General features: G+C 72.0%; 19 protein-coding genes. 4 read left to right on the top strand and 15 right to left on the bottom strand.

The genetic code is table 11. From position 1 onward, the window contains the following. Positions 1-35 precede the first annotated feature (35 nt). From FCN18_RS12105 to nadA, 4 genes are all read right to left on the bottom strand, one after another. Entirely contained in the window at positions 36-677 is a 642-nt protein-coding gene (locus FCN18_RS12105; protein WP_369973582.1) for a LuxR C-terminal-related transcriptional regulator, read from the bottom strand. Positions 678-780: 103 nt separating this feature from the next. Continuing rightward, positions 781-1,632 (bottom strand): carboxylating nicotinate-nucleotide diphosphorylase, encoded by an 852-nt coding sequence (gene nadC / locus FCN18_RS12100; RefSeq protein WP_137094969.1) that lies wholly within the window; start codon positions 1,630-1,632, stop codon positions 781-783. Continuing rightward, positions 1,629-3,287, bottom strand: a complete 1,659-nt coding sequence (locus FCN18_RS12095; protein WP_137094967.1) for an L-aspartate oxidase — start codon at positions 3,285-3,287, stop codon at positions 1,629-1,631. The genes nadC and FCN18_RS12095 overlap by 4 nt, the downstream gene beginning before the upstream one ends. Continuing rightward, positions 3,284-4,291: a quinolinate synthase NadA gene (nadA, locus tag FCN18_RS12090; RefSeq protein WP_112275087.1), complete on the bottom strand. Its 1,008-nt coding sequence runs from the start codon at positions 4,289-4,291 to the stop codon at positions 3,284-3,286. Before nadA ends, FCN18_RS12095 begins: the two co-directional genes overlap by 4 nt. A gap of 112 nt (positions 4,292-4,403) precedes the next feature. Here nadA and FCN18_RS12085 point away from each other — a divergent pair, with 112 nt between their 5' ends. Both FCN18_RS12085 and FCN18_RS12080 read left to right on the top strand, forming a co-directional pair. Beyond that, a complete protein-coding gene (locus FCN18_RS12085; RefSeq protein ID WP_112275085.1) occupies positions 4,404-5,087 on the top strand; it encodes an NUDIX hydrolase in 684 nt (227 codons plus the stop codon). Between the two features lie 4 nt (positions 5,088-5,091). Further along, positions 5,092-5,811, top strand: coding sequence for an LON peptidase substrate-binding domain-containing protein (locus FCN18_RS12080; RefSeq protein ID WP_112275083.1), 720 nt, complete (start codon positions 5,092-5,094; stop codon positions 5,809-5,811). Between the two features lie 13 nt (positions 5,812-5,824). On the opposite strand, the gene FCN18_RS12075 is transcribed toward FCN18_RS12080, so the two are convergent. From FCN18_RS12075 to FCN18_RS12040, 8 genes are all read right to left on the bottom strand, one after another. Beyond that, on the bottom strand, positions 5,825-6,403 hold the full coding sequence (locus FCN18_RS12075) for a DUF2567 domain-containing protein (protein WP_369973581.1): 579 nt from the start codon (positions 6,401-6,403) through the stop codon (positions 5,825-5,827). 51 nt (positions 6,404-6,454) lie between these two features. After that, entirely contained in the window at positions 6,455-6,652 is a 198-nt protein-coding gene (bsaP, locus tag FCN18_RS40110) for a biotin synthase auxiliary protein BsaP (protein ID WP_112275081.1), read from the bottom strand. Further along, positions 6,649-7,665 (bottom strand): biotin synthase BioB, encoded by a 1,017-nt coding sequence (gene bioB, locus FCN18_RS12065; RefSeq protein WP_112275079.1) that lies wholly within the window; start codon positions 7,663-7,665, stop codon positions 6,649-6,651. Before bioB ends, bsaP begins: the two co-directional genes overlap by 4 nt. A gap of 76 nt (positions 7,666-7,741) precedes the next feature. Next, positions 7,742-8,464 (bottom strand): dethiobiotin synthase, encoded by a 723-nt coding sequence (gene bioD / locus FCN18_RS12060; RefSeq protein WP_112275077.1) that lies wholly within the window; start codon positions 8,462-8,464, stop codon positions 7,742-7,744. 36 nt (positions 8,465-8,500) lie between these two features. Continuing rightward, complete coding sequence (locus FCN18_RS12055) at positions 8,501-10,777, bottom strand: SulP family inorganic anion transporter (RefSeq protein ID WP_137094964.1); 2,277 nt, start codon at positions 10,775-10,777, stop codon at positions 8,501-8,503. A 330-nt stretch (positions 10,778-11,107) separates the two neighbouring features. Then, positions 11,108-12,388, bottom strand: a complete 1,281-nt coding sequence (locus FCN18_RS12050) for an adenosylmethionine--8-amino-7-oxononanoate transaminase (RefSeq protein WP_137094963.1) — start codon at positions 12,386-12,388, stop codon at positions 11,108-11,110. A 55-nt stretch (positions 12,389-12,443) separates the two neighbouring features. Further along, entirely contained in the window at positions 12,444-13,643 is a 1,200-nt protein-coding gene (locus FCN18_RS12045) for a cytochrome P450 family protein (protein WP_113642473.1), read from the bottom strand. A 42-nt stretch (positions 13,644-13,685) separates the two neighbouring features. Continuing rightward, on the bottom strand, positions 13,686-14,213 hold the full coding sequence (locus tag FCN18_RS12040) for an HXXEE domain-containing protein (protein ID WP_112275069.1): 528 nt from the start codon (positions 14,211-14,213) through the stop codon (positions 13,686-13,688). Positions 14,214-14,262: 49 nt separating this feature from the next. Between FCN18_RS12040 and FCN18_RS12035 the strand changes: the two genes are divergently transcribed. Together FCN18_RS12035 and FCN18_RS12030 are read left to right on the top strand one after the other, a co-directional pair. Then, entirely contained in the window at positions 14,263-14,823 is a 561-nt protein-coding gene (locus tag FCN18_RS12035) for a TetR/AcrR family transcriptional regulator (RefSeq protein WP_113642471.1), read from the top strand. Beyond that, complete coding sequence (locus FCN18_RS12030) at positions 14,820-15,452, top strand: nucleoside/nucleotide kinase family protein (protein WP_112275065.1); 633 nt, start codon at positions 14,820-14,822, stop codon at positions 15,450-15,452. Before FCN18_RS12035 ends, FCN18_RS12030 begins: the two co-directional genes overlap by 4 nt. Here the strand turns inward: FCN18_RS12030 and FCN18_RS12025 are convergent. The 3 genes from FCN18_RS12025 to FCN18_RS12015 form a co-directional block, all read right to left on the bottom strand. Further along, complete coding sequence (locus tag FCN18_RS12025) at positions 15,436-16,593, bottom strand: glycosyltransferase family 4 protein (protein WP_112275063.1); 1,158 nt, start codon at positions 16,591-16,593, stop codon at positions 15,436-15,438. The genes FCN18_RS12030 and FCN18_RS12025 overlap by 17 nt on opposite strands. Positions 16,594-16,628: 35 nt before the next feature. After that, positions 16,629-17,693 (bottom strand): C40 family peptidase, encoded by a 1,065-nt coding sequence (locus FCN18_RS12020; RefSeq protein WP_199542801.1) that lies wholly within the window; start codon positions 17,691-17,693, stop codon positions 16,629-16,631. A 427-nt stretch (positions 17,694-18,120) separates the two neighbouring features. Beyond that, positions 18,121-18,354 (bottom strand): hypothetical protein, encoded by a 234-nt coding sequence (locus FCN18_RS12015; protein WP_112275059.1) that lies wholly within the window; start codon positions 18,352-18,354, stop codon positions 18,121-18,123. Positions 18,355-18,395: the final 41 nt, after the last annotated feature.

The raw sequence follows: 18,395 nt of genomic DNA, 5'->3' as shown, positions 1-18,395 counted from the left end.
GAACGCAGGCAAGGTGGCCTTCACTGCGGCCGGGTCTAGTGCCGGGGCTCGCCCGACGCGGTGATGCCTTCCTCGATCGCCAGCCGGGTGAGCTCGGGCCTGCGCCGCCGGCCGGTCTTGTCGCGGATCCGGTCGAGGTAGGACCGCACGGTGCGCACGCTGATCTCCATCGCGTCGGCGATGTCCTGGTCGCGCTCGCCCGCGGCGACGAGCGCGAGGACCTGCCGTTCCCGCTCCGACAGTTCCGAGCGGGCCCCGACCTGCCGCTGGGCGTCGAGCACGAACGAGGCGAGAACGGGCGAGACGTAGGAGCCGCCCGCACCGATCTGGCGCACGGCGTCGAGGATCTCCTCGCCTTCCGCCTCCTTGGTGAGGTAGCCGCGCGCACCGGCCGAGATGGCGCCGAGCACCTCGGTCTGGCCGGCGTGGGCCGAGATCACGAGCACGTGGTAGCCCATGGCCACCACCTGCCGCACCGCCGCCGCGTCGGCGAGACCGCGCAGCTTGAGGTCCAGCACCACCACGGTGCCAGGAGCCTGCTCGTGCGCCGCGAAATGCCCGACCGACTCGGCCACGGCCCCCAGCTCCACGCCGTCGGCCTCGTACAGCACCCGCGCCAGCGCCTCCCGGTACAGCGGGTGATCCTCGATCACGCCGACCACGACGGGTTCCGCCATGTGCATCACCCCCACCCTCGCGCGCCCGAGCAGGGTATCGGACCCCGTGCGCTGCCAACAGGAAATCGCGCGCGCCGCCGCATCCGTGACGGCGGCCCGCGCTCTACTTCAGGTCCATACCGAGGTCGAGCGCCTGCGCCGAATGGGTGAGGGCGCCGACAGCGAGGTAGTCCACACCGGACTCGGCATAGGCGCGCGCGTTCTCCAGCCGCAGCCCGCCGGAGGACTCGAGCCGCGTCTTCGGCGACGTCTCGTCGCGCAGGCGAACCGCCCTCGCGCAGTCCTCGGGCGTGAAGTTGTCGAGCAACACCTCGTCGGCGCCCGCGTCGAGCGCCTCGGCGAGCTGGGCGAGGTCGTCCACCTCCACCTCGCACGCCAGCCCAGCCGCGTGCTCACGGGCCAGCCGCAGCGCCTCGGCGACGGAGCCCGCCGCCACCACGTGGTTGTCCTTGATCAGCACGGCGTCGCCGAGGCCCAGCCGGTGGTTCACGCCGCCGCCGCAGCGCACGGCGTACTTCTCCAGCAACCGCAGGCCCGGCAACGTCTTGCGCGAGTCGCGGATCGCGCAGCCGGTGCCCTCCACCGCCGACACCCACCCCGCCGTCGCGGTCGCGATGCCCGAGAGATGGCACAGCAGGTTGAGCGCCGTGCGCTCGGCGGTAAGCAGGCCGCGCACGGGCCCCCGCACCACGAGCGCGGGCTCCCCCGCGACGAGGCGACCGCCGTCCTCACGCTTGGCGAGCACCTCGTAGCCGTCGCCGAGCACGGCGTCGAACACCGCGAGCGCGGCGGGCACCCCCGAAAGCACACCGGGCACGCGCGGGGTCAGCTCCGCGGTGGCCACGGCCGTCTCGGGCACGGTCGCGGCCGTGGTGGCGTCGGGGCCGTAGCGCAGGTCCTCCTCCAGCGCGGTGGCGACCACGCGCCGCAGGTCGTCGAGGTCGGGTGGCCTCACGCCGCTCCCTCCAGTACCGGGTCCGCCAGCACGGGCTGGCCGGACGGGCTGAGCCTGATCAGCTGGCTGCGCCGCCACGTCGCGTCGTCTCGCTCCGGGGCGTCCGTGCGCACGTGGCAGCCGCGCGACTCGGTGCGCCGCGCCGCGGCCGCCAGCAACGCCTGCGCCAGCATCGTGAGCGCCGCGTCCTCCACTGCCTCGTGTGTCCACAGCGGACAGTCCACGGCCGACAGGTCGAGCACCGAGCCCGCGGCGGCGAGACCGTCGGCGTCGCGCCCGATCGCCGCGTAGCGGCTCATCACGCGCTGCACCGCGTCGCGGTCGGCCACCGGCACGCACGCGGCCCCGGGAGTCAGCCCGTGCCGCGGCTTGGCCAGCACGCCCGCCGCCAGGTCGGCGGCCACGGCCTCGGCCGCCCGCTCCCCCACGACGAGCCCTTCGAGCAGGCTGTTGGAGGCGAGCCGGTTGGCGCCGTGCAGCCCGGTGCGGGCCACCTCGCCCGCCGCGTACAGCCCGGTCACGCCCGTGCGGCCATCGGTTCCGGTCACCACGCCGCCGCACGCGAAGTGCGCGGCCGGCGTCACCGGGATCGGCTCACGCAGCGGGTCGGTGCCCGCGGCGAGGCACGCCGCGTGGACGGTCGGGAACCGCCGCGCGAAGCCGGAGATGCCCGTGGCGTCGAGAAAGACGTGGTCGTCGACCCCGCCGGGGGCCTGCGCCATCCGGCGCGTGATCGCCGCCGAGACGACGTCGCGCGGTGCGAGGTCGGCCAGCGGGTGCACGCCGGTCATCACGCGCTCGCCCGCTCCGTCGAGCAGCACCGCGCCTTCGCCGCGCACCGCCTCGGTGACGAGCGGGCAGCGGCCCCGCGCGCCCGGCGTGTAGAGCACGGTCGGGTGGAACTGCACGAACTCGATGTCGGCGATGAGCGCACCGGCCCGCAGCGCGAGCGCGAGGCCGTCGCCGGTCGCGATCTCCGGGTTGGACGTGGCCTGGTAGAGCTGGCCGAAGCCGCCCGTGGCCAGCAGCACGGCGGGCGCGCGCAGCACGCCGGGCACGCCTGCCGGGTCGAGCACCGTCACCCCCGCCACCGCGCCCGCCGCCGTGCGCAGCGCGTCGACCGCGAGGTGCCGCTCCAGCACGGGGATCCCGTGCTCGCCCGCCGCGGCGACGAGCGCGCGCTCCACCTCGGCGCCGGTCGCGTCGCCCCCGGCGTGGATCACGCGGAACGCGCTGTGGCCGCCCTCCCTGGTCCTGGCGAGGCCGGAGGAACCGGCGTCGAACTCGGCGCCCCTGCCCCGCAGTCGCGCGACCGCGGCGGGGCCCGCGCCGATGATCGTGCCGACGGCGTCGTCGTCGCACAGCCCCGCGCCCGCGGTGACGGTGTCGGCCGCGTGCGCGGCCACCGTGTCGCCCTGGTCGGGTTCACCGTGCTCGCCGTCGAGGACCACGGCCACGCCGCCCTGCGCCCAGCGGGTGTTGCCGTCGGCGACGGCCGCCTTGGTGACCACCAGCACCCGCAGGCCGAGCTCCCTGGCCCGCAGCGCGGCGGTCAGGCCGGCCACACCGCTGCCGAGCACCACCAGGTCGGCGGCCGCCTCCCACTGGAGGTTCTGTCCGGTTTTCGCTTCCGCGTCGATAACCGGGTCGCTCATTCCCCGCCGCCAGGCTTGCCGATCTCGATCATCCGCTGGACCGAGGCGCTGGCCCTCGCGGCCGTCTCCGGGTCGACGTGCACCTCGTCGGCACCCTCGCGCAGCGAACGCAGCAGCGCGGCGGGGGTGATCATCTTCATGTAGCGGCACGACGCGCGGTCGTTCACCGCGCGGAAGTCGATCTCGGGCGCGGCCTTGCGCAGCTGGTGCAGCATGCCGACCTCGGTGGCGACGAGCACCGACGACGCGTTCGTCTCGCGCGCGGCGTGCAGCATGTCGCCGGTGGAGAGGATCTTGACGCGGTCGGGCGCCACGGCGCCCTCACCCGCGAGATAGAGCGCCGAGGTGGCGCACCCGCACTCGGGGTGGATGAACAGATCGGCCTCCGGCGACGCCGCGGCACGCTCGGCCAGCTCGGGGCCGTTGATGCCCGCGTGCACGTGGCATTCGCCCGCCCAGATGTGCAGGTTCTCCCGCCCCGTCACGCGCTTGACGTGCGCGCCCAGGAACTGGTCGGGGCAGAACAGCACCTCGCGGTCCTCGGGAATCGAGGCGACGACGTCGACGGCGTTGGACGACGTGCAGCAGATGTCGGTCTCGGCCTTGACCTCGGCGGTGGTGTTCACGTACGAGACCACTACGGCGCCGGGGTGCTCCGCCTTCCAGGCGCGCAGCTGCTCCCCGGTGATCGAGTCGGCGAGCGAGCAGCCCGCCCGCGCGTCCGGGATCAGCACCGTCTTCTCCGGGGCCAGGATCTTCGCGGTCTCCGCCATGAAGTGCACGCCGCAGAAAACGATGGTCGAGGCGTCGCTGGCCGCCGCGATCCTGCTCAGCGCGAGGGAGTCCCCCGTGTGATCGGCGATCTCCTGGATCTCGGGAAGCTGGTAATTGTGCGCGAGCAGCACCGCGTCGCGCTCTTTCGCGAGCCTGCGCACCTCGTCGACCCAGGCCGCATCGGCCTCCACACCCCCGTAGGGAACGAACGCCTCCGCCTGAACCGTCATGTCGATCCTCCGGTTGCCTGCCGTAGTTTTCGCCTTATAATCGAAAACCGTGCGGTCTCATATTAACAGCAACAACCCCCTGGCACACGAGGTTCTTGCGGCGGTATTGCAAGTGCGTTACGACACACTGCGGGTGCTGCTGTGGCGGCGCGCGCTCGATCCGCACGTCGGGCGCTGGTCGCTGCCGGGCGGCAGGCTCCGGCCGGACGAGGACGTGGAGGCCTCGATCCGCCGCCAGCTCGCGGAGAAGGTCGACATCCAACAGCTGACGCACGTCGAGCAGCTGGCGGTGTTCAGCGACCCGTACCGCGTTCCGGGACCGCGCGTGGTCGCGACGGCGTTCCTCGGCCTCGTGCCGTGGGGCGTAGACCCCGAGGTGCCCGAGGACACCGCGTGGCACCCCGTGGACTCGCTGCCCCGCACCGCCTTCGACCACCAGGCGATCGTGCTGCGGGCCCGCGACCGGCTGCGCGCGAAGCTGAGCTACACCAACCTCGGGTTCGCGCTGGCGCCCAAGGAGTTCACGATCTCCGCGCTCAGCGGGTTGTACTCGGCCGCGCTCGGCTACCGGGTGTCGGCGACCAACCTCCAGCGCGTGCTGTCGCGACGCGGGCTGCTCGTCCCGACCGGTTGCACCGCCCCGTCCGGAAAGGCCGGTGGCAGGCCCGCGGCGCTGTACTCGTTCGCGCACGACGACATGCAGGTCACCGACCCGTTCGCGGTCTTCAAACCGCCATCTCCCAAGCCGGACAAGCGTTCTCGAACGCGCGCGGCCCGCTCCGACGCCGTAACGTGAACGCGTGGCCGACTCGAGACCGGAAGGCAGACCGACGACGACTACGACGCTGCCCCTGTTCCCGTTGCAGACCGTGTTGCTCCCGGGGGCGCATCTGCCGTTGCACATCTTCGAGCCGCGCTACCGTCAGCTGACCATCGACCTCGTCACCGAGACCGTTCCCGACCGCCTCTTCGGCATCGTCGCGATCAAGACCGCGCTGGTGAGGGAGGTCGAGGAGCTCGAGCACGTGCACGTGGTCGGCTGCGCGGCCCGGCTGCGGCAGGCCAAGCGCCTGCCCGACGGACGGTTCGACATCGTCACCACCGGCGCGCGACGGTTCCGGCTGGTGGACATGGACGCGCGCTCCGCGCCCTACCTCGTCGGCACCGTCGAATGGGTCGACGACCACCCGCTGCCCTCCGGCAGTGAGGAGGTGGCCGCGCGGCTCGGCGACCTGGCCAGGGCGGCCCACCACCGCTACTGCGCGTCGGCCTGGGAGCGTGACGGCTGGGATGCTCCCCCGCCGGAAACGAGCCCGGAGGAGCTGGCCTACCTGCTCGCGTCCGACTGCCTGCTGCCGCTGGCCGACCGGCAGGCACTGCTGGAGGAGCGCAACCCGCTGCGCAGGCTGCGCACGGTGTGCAAGCTGCTCACCAGGGAGGCCGGGTTCCTGTCGGAGCTGCGCGCGGTGCCCGCCCCGTTCACGGAAGTCGACAACGCCTCGAAACCAAGCCTGAACTAGCCCGCACCCGTCCCTACGCCAGGCGACGGCCGAGGTCGTCCCGGCTGTTCCACGTCGCGAGCAGGCCGTAGGCCAAGGCCGTGGTCAACGGCTGCGCGAGCAGCGTCCAGCCGCTCTCGAGCACGGGCGCCTTCTCGATGATGTCGCCGACCGCGGGCGGGTTCGGCAGCGCGTAGCGGCCCTCGGCGAAGGCGACGCCCATGCGCGCGCCAAGCCACGCGGCGAGCAACGACCCCGCCACCGCGGCGAAGAGCACCACCGGCCCCCTGCGCTCCCGCAGGAACCACACCGCCACGCCCACGATCAGCCCGGTGACCAGGCCCATCAGCACGAAGATCGCCAGGTCGTCGAACCGGTGCCAGCTCTCCAGCTGCAGGGGCACCGGATCGGCGTCGGCGCTCAGCACCCGCATGCGCAGCGGCGGCGCCAGCAGTGACCAGATCCAGCCGAGCGGGATGCCCAGCAGGCCCACCATCGACAGCACGCTGACGGCGGGCAGCAGGTCCGCCTTGACGATCACCTTCGGCGGCTCCTGCCGCACCCCGGCGAACGCTTGCGCGAACCAGGTGGCCTGGGCCTGCTGCTCGGGCACTCGCGGCCTCCTTCGCGCGCCACGACGGATCCTTACTCGGGGTGACTCACCCTAACCGGTCGCCGTCGCCGACGTGGTGTCGCCGTGCCTGCTGCACCGCGCCGACCAACCCGACGGCGTCACCTGCACGATCATCCTTCGGGCACACCGCCCGCAGTAGCGCGGCGGTTCGAGCGAGGCGCGGGGTGTGCGGCAGGCCGTGTGGTCCCTGCTCTCGGGTTGCCCGCAGTGCACGCAGAACTCGTTCACAGGGTTTCGCTGAGCGCCTTGATCGGCATTCTCAGCTCGCTCAGCATGTCGAGGTCCTGCTGCGCGGGCCTGCCGAGGTTGGTCAGGTAGTTGCCGACGATGATCGCGTTGATGCCGCCGAGCATGCCCCGCTCGGCGCCGAGGTCGCCCAGCGTGAGCTCCCGTCCGCCCGCGAAGCGCAGCATCGTGCGCGGCATCGCGAGCCGGAACGCCGCGACGACGCGCAGCGCGTCCCTGCCCTCGACCACCGGGTAGGCCTCGTACGGCGTGCCGGGCTGCGGGATGAGGAAGTTCATCGGCACCTCGTCGGGTTCGAGCTCGGCGAGCTGCGCCGCGAACTCAGCACGCTGCTCGTCGCTCTCCCCCATGCCGATGATGCCGCCGCTGCACACCTCCATGCCCGCGTCGCGGACCATCCGCAGGGTCTCCCAGCGCTCCTCCCACGTGTGCGTGGTGACCACCTCGGGGAAATGCGAGCGCGCGGTCTCGAGGTTGTGGTTGTACCGGTGCACGCCCATGGCGACGAGCTCGTCCACCTGCTCCTGCGTCAGCATTCCCAGCGAACACGCGATCTGGATGTCGTTGCCGGACTCCCGGATCGCCCGGATCCCGTCGCGCACCTGGGCGAGCAGCCGCGCGTCCGGGCCGCGGACGGCGGCGACGATGCAGAACTCGGTGGCCCCGGTGGCCGCCGTCTCCTCCGCCGCCTTGACGAGGCCGGGGATGTCGAGCCACGCCGAGCGCACCGGCGTCGGGAAGCGGCCCGACTGCGAGCAGAAGTGGCAGTCCTCGGGACAGCCCCCGGTCTTGAGGCTGACGATTCCCTCGACCTCCACCTCGGGACCACACCACCGCATCCGCACCTCGTGCGCGAGCGCGAGCAGACCGGACAGATGCTCGTCGGGCAGGCGCAGCACCTCGAGCAGCTGCGGCTGGGAGAGTCCCCTGCCTCCTTCGAGCACCTGCTCACGGGCGATCGAGAGGATGCGCGGCGTGGTTGTCGCGGCCGTCACGGCAGCTCCTTCGCGGGCGAGGTCACGTGCGAGCAGAGTGTCCCGCAGCCCGGCCCCGCCGGCGGAGCGACCTGCGTCACGTCTGGGCGGAGACGCTTCCGGCGAAGCAGTCAGGGTCGAACTCGCCGCCGAACCACGGCGACAGCCCGCGGCGCGCCTCCTCGAGAAACTCCTCCCTGGTGGCGGAGCCGAGCCCCTCGGGGAGGACGCCGAGCAGTGGCGCACCGGCCGCGACGGGCAGGTCGGCGACGTTGCTGCGCGCCGCCAGATCCGGAACCGAGGGCCAGGAACCGATGATCACGCCGGCCACGTCGAGCCCCCTTCGCGTGGCGACCTCGGCCGTGAGCGCGGTGGCGTTGAGCGTGCCGAGCCCGGCCTCGGCCACGATCAGCACGGCGGCGCCCACCGACCACGCGACGTCGGCGAGCGTCCCGCCGACCGGGTCGAACCGCACGAGCAGCCCGCCCGCACCCTCCACGAGGACCAGGTCGTGCCGCTCGTGCAGCTCACCCGCGGCACGAGCGGCCTGCGCCGGGGTGACCGGCTGCAGGCCGCTACGCCTCGCCGCGGCTTCCGGGGACAGCGCGTCCGGATAACGGCGCAGTTCCCGGGTCTCGACGTCGCCAGCCAGACGCCGCACATCGGCGAGGTCACCCGGTTGGTCCGGGGCCACGCCGGTCTGCGCGGGCTTGAGCACGGCCACGCCGTCGCCGCGGTCCCTGGCGAGCGCGGCGATCGCCGCGGTCACCACGGTCTTGCCGACGCCGGTCCCCGTTCCAGAGATCACCAGCACGGTCACGGCTCACGACACTAATACCGAGTGGTACGGACTCGATCAGCCGGTCCGTACCGGGCGCTCCGTCCCGGCGGGCTCGAACCCCGACGAGTCGGCGTCGAGCAGGTGGACCTGCGCGTTTCCGACGTCGAAGTACATGCCGGTGAGCCGCAGCTCGCCCCTGCTCTCGGCCTCGGCGATGATCGGGTACCGGCGCAGGTGGTCGAGCTGCTGGAGCACGTTGTGCAGCGCGAGCCGGTCGCCGGGGAGGTCCGGCACCTGCCCGTCGAGTGTCACCGTGCCGGCCGTGGCGTACCGCCGTCTGCTCGGCTCGCCGTGCCGGAGCCAGCGCTCCAGTGACGGCATGCCGTCGGGAACATCCCCGACGAGCGCCTTCATGGCGCCGCACGAGGAGTGCCCGCACACCACGATCTCGCGGACCCTCAGCACGCTCACGGCGTACTCGATGGAGGCGCCCACCGACGCGTCGTCGGCCGCGGTCTCGTCGCCGGGCTCCGGCACGAAGTTGCCCACGTTGCGCACGGTGAACAGGTCACCGGGGCCGCTCGTGGTGATCACGTTCGGCACGATCCGGGCGTCGGCACACGTGATGAACAGCGTGTGCGGCTGCTGTCCGCTCGCCAGCCTGCTCAGCGTCTCCTGCACGAGCGGCGCTGTGCGGGCCTGGAACTCCGACGTGCCCCTGCGCAGCGGCTCGGTGCGCTGGTCGGGGATCTCCACGTCGGCGTCCTTGGCCATCCACTCCGACCACGGGGCCAGCCAGCGCGGTGCCGACGGCTCGACGGCGTCCCTGCGCACGGTGGGGGAGTCGGACTTGCCGTTGGCGAACCACGGGTGCCCGATCTCGTCGACCACCACGGTGCCGCCGGCGCGCTCGTGGGCGTCCAGCCAGTTGGAAAGGCACTCGAACGACGCGTGATCGAGGTAGTCGACCACGAGCTCCAGCGTGACGTGGCTGCCCTCGGGGATCGAGTTGAGCACAGTGGACAGCCGGGGCACGGAGAGGAAGGTGAGCACGCCCTCGACGACGATCCGCCGGTGGTTGCCCTTGCCTTCGGCGTGGATGCCCGACCACATCGTGCGGCGCAGCATCAGCAGCAGTGAGAACGCGATTCCGATGAGAACACCGGTGAGCAGGTCGATCACCACGACGCCGAGCAGCGTCACGAGGTACAGGGGCAGGTCGCCGTGCTTGAGCACCTGCCGGATGTGAGCCATGTTCACGAGCTTCGCCCCGACGTGCACCAGCAGTCCGGCGAGCGCGGCCAGCGGGATGCTCTCGACCACCCCGGCGAGCGCGACGACGAACAGCACGATCCACAGCCCGTGCAGGATGGTCGAGAGCCGCGTGCGCGCGCCCGCGGCGACGTTGGTGGAGCTGCGCACGATGACGCCGGCGATCGGCAGGCCGCCGAGCGAACCGGAGGCCATGTTGCCGAAGCCCTGACCCACGAGCTCCCGGTTCAGGTTCGCCCTCGGCCCCGTGTGCATCTTGTCCACGGCCACGGCGGAGAGCAGCGTCTCCACGCTCGCGATGAGCGCGATCGTCAGCACCGCGACACCGAAGTCGAACCAGCCGCCGTCCGGGAAGATCGGCACGAAGCTGAGCTCCATCACCTCGCTGGGCAGGTCGACGCGCTCGGCCGACGCGCCCGTGACCATCGCGAGGACGGTGACCAGCGTGATGGCGGCCAGCGGCGCGGGCACCTTCCGCACGACCGCGGGCAGCCTGCTCCACAACAGCAGCAGGGCGATGGTCAGCAGGCCCAGCAGCGCGGCCGTGTCGTGGAGGTCGATGATCTGGCCCGGCAGCTCGAGCACGTTGTCGATGGCGGAGCTCTGCGCCTCGCCGCCGAGCACGATGTGCAGCTGCCCCAGCACGATCGTCACGCCGATGCCGGCGAGCATGCCGTGCACGATGGCAGGGGAGATGGCGAGCGCCGCACGCGCGACGCGACTCAGTCCGAAAAGGACCTGGAGAGCACCGGCGGCGACGGTGATGGCGCACGTGACGACCCAGCCGAACTGGTTGATCGTCTCGGCCATGACCACCGTCAGCCCCGCGGCGGGCCCGCTCACCTGCAGTGGCGCGCCGCCGAGCGCGCCCGCGACGACACCGCCGACGATGGCGGCGATCAGTCCGGCCACGATCGGCGCTCCGGAGGCGAGCGCGATGCCCAGTGACAGCGGCACCGCCACCAGGAAGACGACGAGGGAAGCCGGGACGTCGTGGCGCAGGACGGTGCTCAGCGGCAGCCGGGGGCGGGCGCGTTCGGCCTCACTCCCCTTGTTGTCGTGATCAACGTTCCGCGTCATGCATCACTCTCCTAGGTAGCGGTTGCGAAGGGGCTTCGCATTCGGTGAAGTCGTCCGCGGTCCCCGGCGACCGCGAAGCGCGGTGCGCGCTCGATGGACTCACCACTAGATAACCGAAGAGTGTGCGATTTGTCCGCTATCGAAAGACCCTCTCATGTTCTCCTCACCAGTGCGTCACTACAAAGAGGACACCTGCCTGTGAACAACACCCACGAGAAGTGGTCTAGATCTCACTCGATCCATTGACAGCACACGGAAATCAGGCAGCAGGAAGTGATCGACGATCAGGCCTTCCGCGCGGCTCGACCCGAAAAGGTGATCTTGAAGCAATCACACCGCTCGCGCGGTCTGGACCATGGCGTCAGCAACCCGCGCAACGTCGTCGTCAGCTGCGACGTACGGCGGCATGGTGTAGAGGAGATCGCGGAACGGGCGCAGCCAGACGCCCCGCTCGACGAGGGCCGCCGTCGCCCTCGCCAGATCCACCTGGCGGTCGAGCTGCACCACGCCGATCGCTCCGAGCACGCGGACGTCCACCACCCCGGGCACGTCGGCCGCCGGGGCCAGTCCGGCACGCAGCAGGCTTTCGATGCGGCGAACGTCGTCGCGCCACGTGCCCTTGGCGAGCAGGCCGAGAGACGCGTTCGCGACGGCGCAGGACAGCGGATTCCCCATGAACGTCGGGCCGTGCGCGAGCACGGGCAGCTCGCCACGCGAGATCCCGGCGGCCAGCTCCGGCGTGCACAGCGCGGCGGCCATGGTGAGGTAGCCGCCGGTCAGCGCCTTGCCGACACACAGCACGTCCGGCGTCACGCCGGCGTGCTCGGCGGCGAACATCCGGCCGGTGCGCCCGAAGCCCGTGGCGATCTCGTCGAACACCAGCAGCACGTCGTTCGCCTCGGTGACCTCGCGCAGCACGCGCAGGTACTCCGGGCTGTGGAACCGCATCCCGCCCGCGCCCTGGACGACCGGTTCGACGATCACAGCGGCCAGCTCGTCCGCGTTCCGCTCTACCGCACGGACCAGCTCGTCCACATAGGACTGATCGAGTCCGGCCGCGAAGCCAGGGGGCGGCGCGGGCACGAACACCTGCTCCGGCAGCACCCCACGCCACAGCGCGTGCATGCCGCCCTCGGGGTCGCACACGCTCATCGGGTGGAACGTGTCCCCGTGGTAGCCGCCGCGCCAGGTCAGCAGCCTGCGCTTGCCCGGCCTGCCCAGGGAGCGCTGGTACTGCAGGCACATCTTGACGGCGACCTCCACCGAGACCGATCCCGAGTCGCACAGGAAGACGTGCCGCAGGCCGTCGGGCGCGAGGTCGACGAGCGTGGTGGCGAGCCGGATCGCGGGCTCGTGGGTCAGCCCGCCGAACATCACGTGGCTCATGCGCCCCGCCTGTTCGGTGAGTGCCGCGTCGAGGACCGGGTGCCGGTAGCCGTGGATCGCGGCCCACCACGACGACATGCCGTCGATCAGCTCGCGCCCGTCGGCGAGGCGGATCCGAACGCCCTCGGCCTCGCTGACCAGCAGCGGAGGCACCGTCGCCGGCATCGGGCCGTACGGGTGCCACACGTGCTCGGCATCGAGTGCGAGCAGCTCGTCCTGACGCATGGCAGCACTGTAGGCGCGGCCGCCGGTGCGAGGACGTGATGTGCGCCGCCCCGCCTCAGCTCAGCCGCACGCGAAGCGACTCCAGCGCGTGCACGAGCGTGCTGTCGCGCCAGCGCAGGCCGTCCTCGGCCCCGGCGAGCCGTAGGTCACCGAACCGGTGGAGCAGCCTGCCGATCGCGATCTCGCCTTCCAGCCGCGCCAGCGGCGCGCCGACGCAGTAGTGGATACCGTGACCGAACGCGAGATGCCCGTTCGCGGACCGCGTGATGTCGAGCCGGTCCGGATCGGGAAACCGCGCCTCGTCGCGGTTGGCGGCCAGCAGCGAGACCAGCACGAACGCGTTCTCGGGTAGCTCCACGTCACCGACGCGCACCGGCTCGGTGGTGTAGCGCAGCGTCGCGAGATTGATGGGCCCGTCGAAGCGGAGGAACTCCTCGACGGCGCCGGGCAACAGCGACGGATCGGCCCGCAGGGCCGCGAGCTGATCCGGCTCGCGCAGCAGCGCGAGCACCCCGTTCGCGATCAGGCTCACGGTCGTCTCGTGGCCGGCCACCAGCAACAGGAAGGCCATGGACACCAGCTCGGCCTGCGACAGCTGGTCGCCCTCGTCGGAGGTGTGCACGAGGTCCGACAGCAGGTCGTCCGCCGGTGCCTCGCGTTTGCGGTCAAGCAACGTGATCAGGTAGGCGGCCAGCTCGTGGGAGGCGCGGCCGAGCTCGTCCGCGTCGGCAGGCGAGATCAGCGTCGCCGACCACGCGCGGAAGCGATCCCGGTCCTCGCTCGGCACGCCGAGCAGCTCGCAGATCACCGTGATGGGCAAGGGAAACGCATAGGACTCCACCAGGTCCACCTCTGCCGAGCCGGCGAGGTCGTCGAGCAGCTCGTCGGCGATCTGCTCGATGCGCGGGCGCAGGCGCGCGACGGTCCTGCCGGTGAACGCCTTGGCGACGAGCCTGCGCAGGCGAGTGTGGTCGGGCGGGTCGCTGTTGAGCAGGTGCGCCGCGATCATGCGGGAGAACGGCGAGGGCTCATCCCCGGTCGCCGCGCGCGGGAACAGCTGCGGGCGTTTGCTCGCGTCCTTCGCGAGCCTCGGGTCCGCGAGCAGCGACCTGGCCTCGGCGTAGGAGGTGACGAGCCACGCGGGCAGGCCGCGGCGCAGAGTCACCTGGCGCACCGGCCCCTCCTCCCGCAGCAGCCGCCCGATCCGGTGCGGGTCCTGCACGAAGTCGTCACCGAGCCTGGTCCCGAAGTCCACGCCTGCCTCCCCGCTTCGGTTCGTCCGCACCCGTTCAACGGTTCAGCCCGCGCGCGAGTGCCCCTCTATCCGGCTCGCGGCGCCGTGCACGGCGGCGAGCACCACGGGCAGCAGGACGAGCGACCACGCGCCGCCGTCGCGGTCGATCCCGGCCGCACGCAGCTTTCGCCGGGCCCACAACGAAAAGGGCGCCACCACCGTCGGCGCGGTCACCACGCCCGGCGCATACCCACCGGTGGCGACGGCCTGCGCGACGTGGGTCAGCGAGTGCCAGCCGAAGCCGGTCAGCACCGCCTGGTAGAGACCGCTGCGGCCGCCCGTGCGGGCCCCGGCGAACGACGCGGCGGCCAGCACCCCGCCCATGAGCCCGATCGCGACCGTGGCGTGCGTTCGCGACACGTCGAGCCGGTCCCACACCCGTGCGGGCACCCACGGCAGCCGTGTGGTCAGTCGCTGCCGGGACCGGCCCACCCAGCCTGGCATCGTCACCAGCTCCTCGGCGTCGTGCACCGCCCAGGCGACGAACAGCCCCCACGTGACCGACTTCGGCACCACGTCTTTTCCTGCCATCGCACGACTCCTCACAACGCAACGCACCGTTGCGTTGTAGTATAGGCCGATGCCGGCCAGCGGACCGCGCCGAGCGGAGGACGTGTACGCCGCCACGCTCGCGCTCCTCACCGAACGCGGCTACGACGGCCTCACCATCGAGGGCGTCGCGGCCCGTTCGGGCGTGAACAAGACGACGATCTACCGCTGGTGGCCGTCGAAGGACGCACTGCTGGGCGCGGCGCTCACCGACGCGAATCTGCTCGAGCTGAACGTGCCCGACACCGGGACCCTCCGCGAGGACCTGTGCGCGCTGGTCGAGCAGATCCTGCGGCTGCTCACGGGCAGGGCGACGGGGGCCGTGGTCACCGCGGTGCTGGGCGCCGCGACCCACCGGCCCGAGCTCGCCGCGTTCGCCCGCGCATTCTTCGCCGACCGGCTGCGCAGGGAGCGGGTGGTGTTCGAGCGCGCCGTCGAACGCGGCGAGCTGCGCGCCGACGCCGACCCGAAGCTGATCATGGATCTGCTCGCCGGGGCGCTCTGGCTGCGCGTGCTGGGCCGGGGCGAGAGCCCGCGCAAGGCGGCCGTGCGCGAGCTGGTCGACACGGTGCTCACGGGGGTGACACCGTGAGCTACCGGCCCATCTCGCCGGAACGGCTCGTCGACGAGCTCACCGACCGCATCGCGGACCTGCCCGCGCGTCCGTGGACCAGGGTCGTCGTCGACGGAGCGGGCCCGGAACCGGCTCGGCTGGCCGACGCACTCGTCGACCCGCTGCGCGTGCTCGGCCGCGAGGTGCTGCGTGTGTCGGCGTGGGACTTCCTGCGCCCGGCGTCACTGCGGCTCGAACGGGGCCGTCACGACCCGGACGTCCGCTACGAGGACTGGCTCGACGTCTCCGCGCTGCGGCGCGAGGTGCTCGACCCGCTCGCGCCGGACGGCAGCGGCGAGGTGCTGCCCGCGCTGTGGGACCGCGACCGCGACCGCGCCCACCGCCTGCGCCGCACGCGGCTGCCGAACGGGGCCGTGCTGCTGCTCGACGGCGAGCTGCTGCTGGGCCGGGGCCTCGCGGTCGAACTCGCCGTCCACCTGTGGCTCTCCCCCGCCGCACGCGAGCGGACGCTGCCCCGCGACGAGGCATGGGCACTGCCCGCGTACACGCGCTACGACCGGGAGGTGCGGCCCGACGAGACGGCGGACGTCGTGGTGCGGATGGACCATCCGCGCAACCCGGCGATGCGGATCAGCCCGCCTGCGTGACCGGGGTTCCGTCGAGCATCGCCGCGAGCCGGCTCGCCAGGATGTCCCACCGCCAGTGCTCGCTGACCCAAGCGCGGCCTGCCTCGCCCATGCGCCGCGCGCGCACCGGATCCGCGAGCAGCGGGGCGACGGTGTCCACGAGCTGATCAAGCCTGCGCCCGTCAACGACGTGCCCGGTCACCTCGTCGAGCACGGTCTCCGGCGCACCGCCCGAGTTGCCCGCCACCACGGGCAGCCCCGTCGCCGACGCCTCCAGGTAGACGATGCCGAGGCCCTCCACGTCGAGCCCCTTGCCCCGCGTCCTCGCCGGCATCGCGAAGACGTCACCCGCCGCGTAGTGCGCGGGCAGCTCCTCCCACGGCACCGAGCCCGTGAGCACCACGTGCTGCTCGACGCCGTTCTCGCGGGCCAGCTCGGTGAGCCGCTTGCGGTAGGGGCCCCCGCCGACGAGCAGCAGCGCCGCGTCCGGAACCCGCCTGCGCAGCTCGGGCAGTGCGCGCACGAGCATGTCCTGCCCCTTGCGGGGCACGAGCCGGGACACGCACACCATGACGGGCCGGTCGCCGAGGTCGTGACGTTTGCGAATCTCCTCGCGCGCCGCGTCGTCGGGCCGGAACCGGTCGGGGTCGACGCCGGAGGGCAGGTGCTCGAGGCCGGCGAGCGGGCCGAAGGCCGCAGCGAACCGGCGGCGCGTGTAGTCGCTGACGTAGGTCACCACGTCGGCGGTGTCGCCGATGCGCCGCAACGCCTGGCGTGCGGCCGGAAGCATTGACCAGCCGACCTCGTGGCCGTGAGTGCAGGCCACCACGCGCTGCGCTCCGGCTGTCCTCAGTGGACTACCGAGTAGCGCGAGCGGGGCCGCCGCACCGAACCACACGGCCTCACAGCCTCGGGCGCGGAGGGTTTTCCTGGCTCGCCGCAACACATCCGGCGTAGGCAGCATGAGAGAGGTGGGATGCCGGACGACTTCGAACGGAGCCTCGGCGTCGAACGCCCGGTGCGAGCCGGAACCGCGCTCCCACGACGGCGCGTAGACCACCAGGTCGTCGGCGGGCAGCCGGGTGGCCAGTGCGTGCAGATAGGACTGGATTCCACCCGGCCGGGGCGGGAAGTCGTTCGTCACCAAGAGCGTGCGGCGCATGGCTGGAGACTATCCCGCCCCGGCGGTGGAAGCCGTCACGCGACCCTGCGCGCTCCGCTGTACTCGTCCTGCAGCGGCGAGACCTTGACGACGTCGCCCTCGGTGGGCGCGTGCACCATCATGCCGTTGCCGATGTACATCCCGACGTGCGAGACGGGCGAGTAGAAGAACACCAGGTCGCCCGGCTGCAGCTGGTCACGCGACACGGCCTGGCCGTACGTCGACTGCGAGCTGCTCGTGCGCGGGATGCTGATGCCCGCCTGCGAGTAGGCCCACTGCGTGAGGCCCGAGCAGTCGAACGAGTTCGGACCGGTGTCGCCCCAGCCGTACGGGCTGCCCCGCACGCTCATCGCGGCGTCGACCGCGGCCTGGGCGGCCGCGCCGGGCGCGGAGATCGGGCCGACGTCGGGGCCGGTGTCCTGTTGCGCGGCCACGTCCGAGTCGCTGAGCAGGCCCGCCTGCTCGGCGAGGTCCTCGACCTGCTGGTCGAGACGCTCCTTGCGGGACTCCAGGTCCGCGGTGAGGCGGGCGGCGGCGTCCTTGGCCTGCTGCGCCCGGCGCTGCGCGTCCGCGGCCTGCTTCTCGGCCGAGCTCGCCGCGTCGACGGCACCCTGCAGCTTGCTGAGCGCCTTGTTCTTGTCGGTGGCGAGGATGTCGAGCGCCGAGGAGCGGTCGAGGAAGTCCTGCGCGGAGTCACCGGTCAGCAGCGCGGACAGCTTGTTCAGCTGGGCACCACTGGTGAAGGACACACCGGCGAACTTGTCGACGTCGACCCGGTAGCGGTCGATGTCCGCCATGGCCTGACGCTGAGCCTGCCTGGCGTTCTCCAGCTCCTTGTTGGCCTGGTGGAGCTCGCCTTCCTTGGCCTTGAGGTCCTCCTCGGCCGACAGGTACTCCTCGTTGAGCTTCTCGGCCTGTGCGGCCAGCTCACGGTACTTGTCGAGCGCGTCGGAGCCCGAAGGCTGCTGCAGGACGGGGGGATTCTGGGGGGCGGGGGTTGGGGCTGCGGTGGCCGGGGACTGGGTGAAGGTGACGACCGCGATCACGGCGGAGGCCGCCAGCGCGCCCGAGACCACGCGCTTCACGGGATGCGACTGCACGTCGCGTGTGTCTCCTTTGCTCTCGGCCGCCTGCCGGGCGCACTGGACCGCGTGAGGTCGGGGGCCCTCGTCACGCTCCAGCGTTCTCCGGCGCATCGGGCACAGCGGTACCCGCGGGTACCGCCATTCACCTGATGTCGCGCAGTGGTCCGGCACAGCTTCCCCGACTGCAAGCTGCTTCGGCGGCGACCTCGCGTCGCCGACCCTGGTGGAACGGCTGCCTGGCGCGAGATCTCGGCTAGGTTACGAAAGGTCGGTGCTCGCGTCCACCGGCGAGGTACCGAAAATCGCCAACCGGAGGCCCAGCCCCCATCGGACCAGCGCTTAGTCGCTCGGTGTGACAGATGCAACAAACGCGCCGCTGTATTCGCCTCGACCGTTCACCTGATCGGATGGACCGCTCAGCGCATCGGGTTTGCGCCAGTAATCAGCCCGCCCGGCGGTGTCGCTTGTGACCCCTCGGTCCCTCGGGCACGAGCCGCAGGCGGGGCACCATCCCGGCCTCCGCGAGCGCGTCCACCGCGCGCTGTTCCTCGGTGTCCCACTCGACCGACGGCGGCGCGCCCAGCAGCACGCTCACCACGCAGTCGGAGCAGGCGTCCCCACGGACCTGGCAACGGTCACAGTCGATGACCAGCGTGTTCTCGTCGAAGTAGTCCATGCCGCTGAAGGTAGGGACCACCACCGACAATTTCCGGACCG

The sequence above is a fragment of the Prauserella endophytica genome, from assembly GCF_005146945.1.
Taxonomy (GTDB): Bacteria; Actinomycetota; Actinomycetes; order Mycobacteriales; family Pseudonocardiaceae; genus Prauserella_A; species Prauserella_A endophytica.
This window is presented reverse-complemented; position numbering and strand designations above follow the sequence as displayed.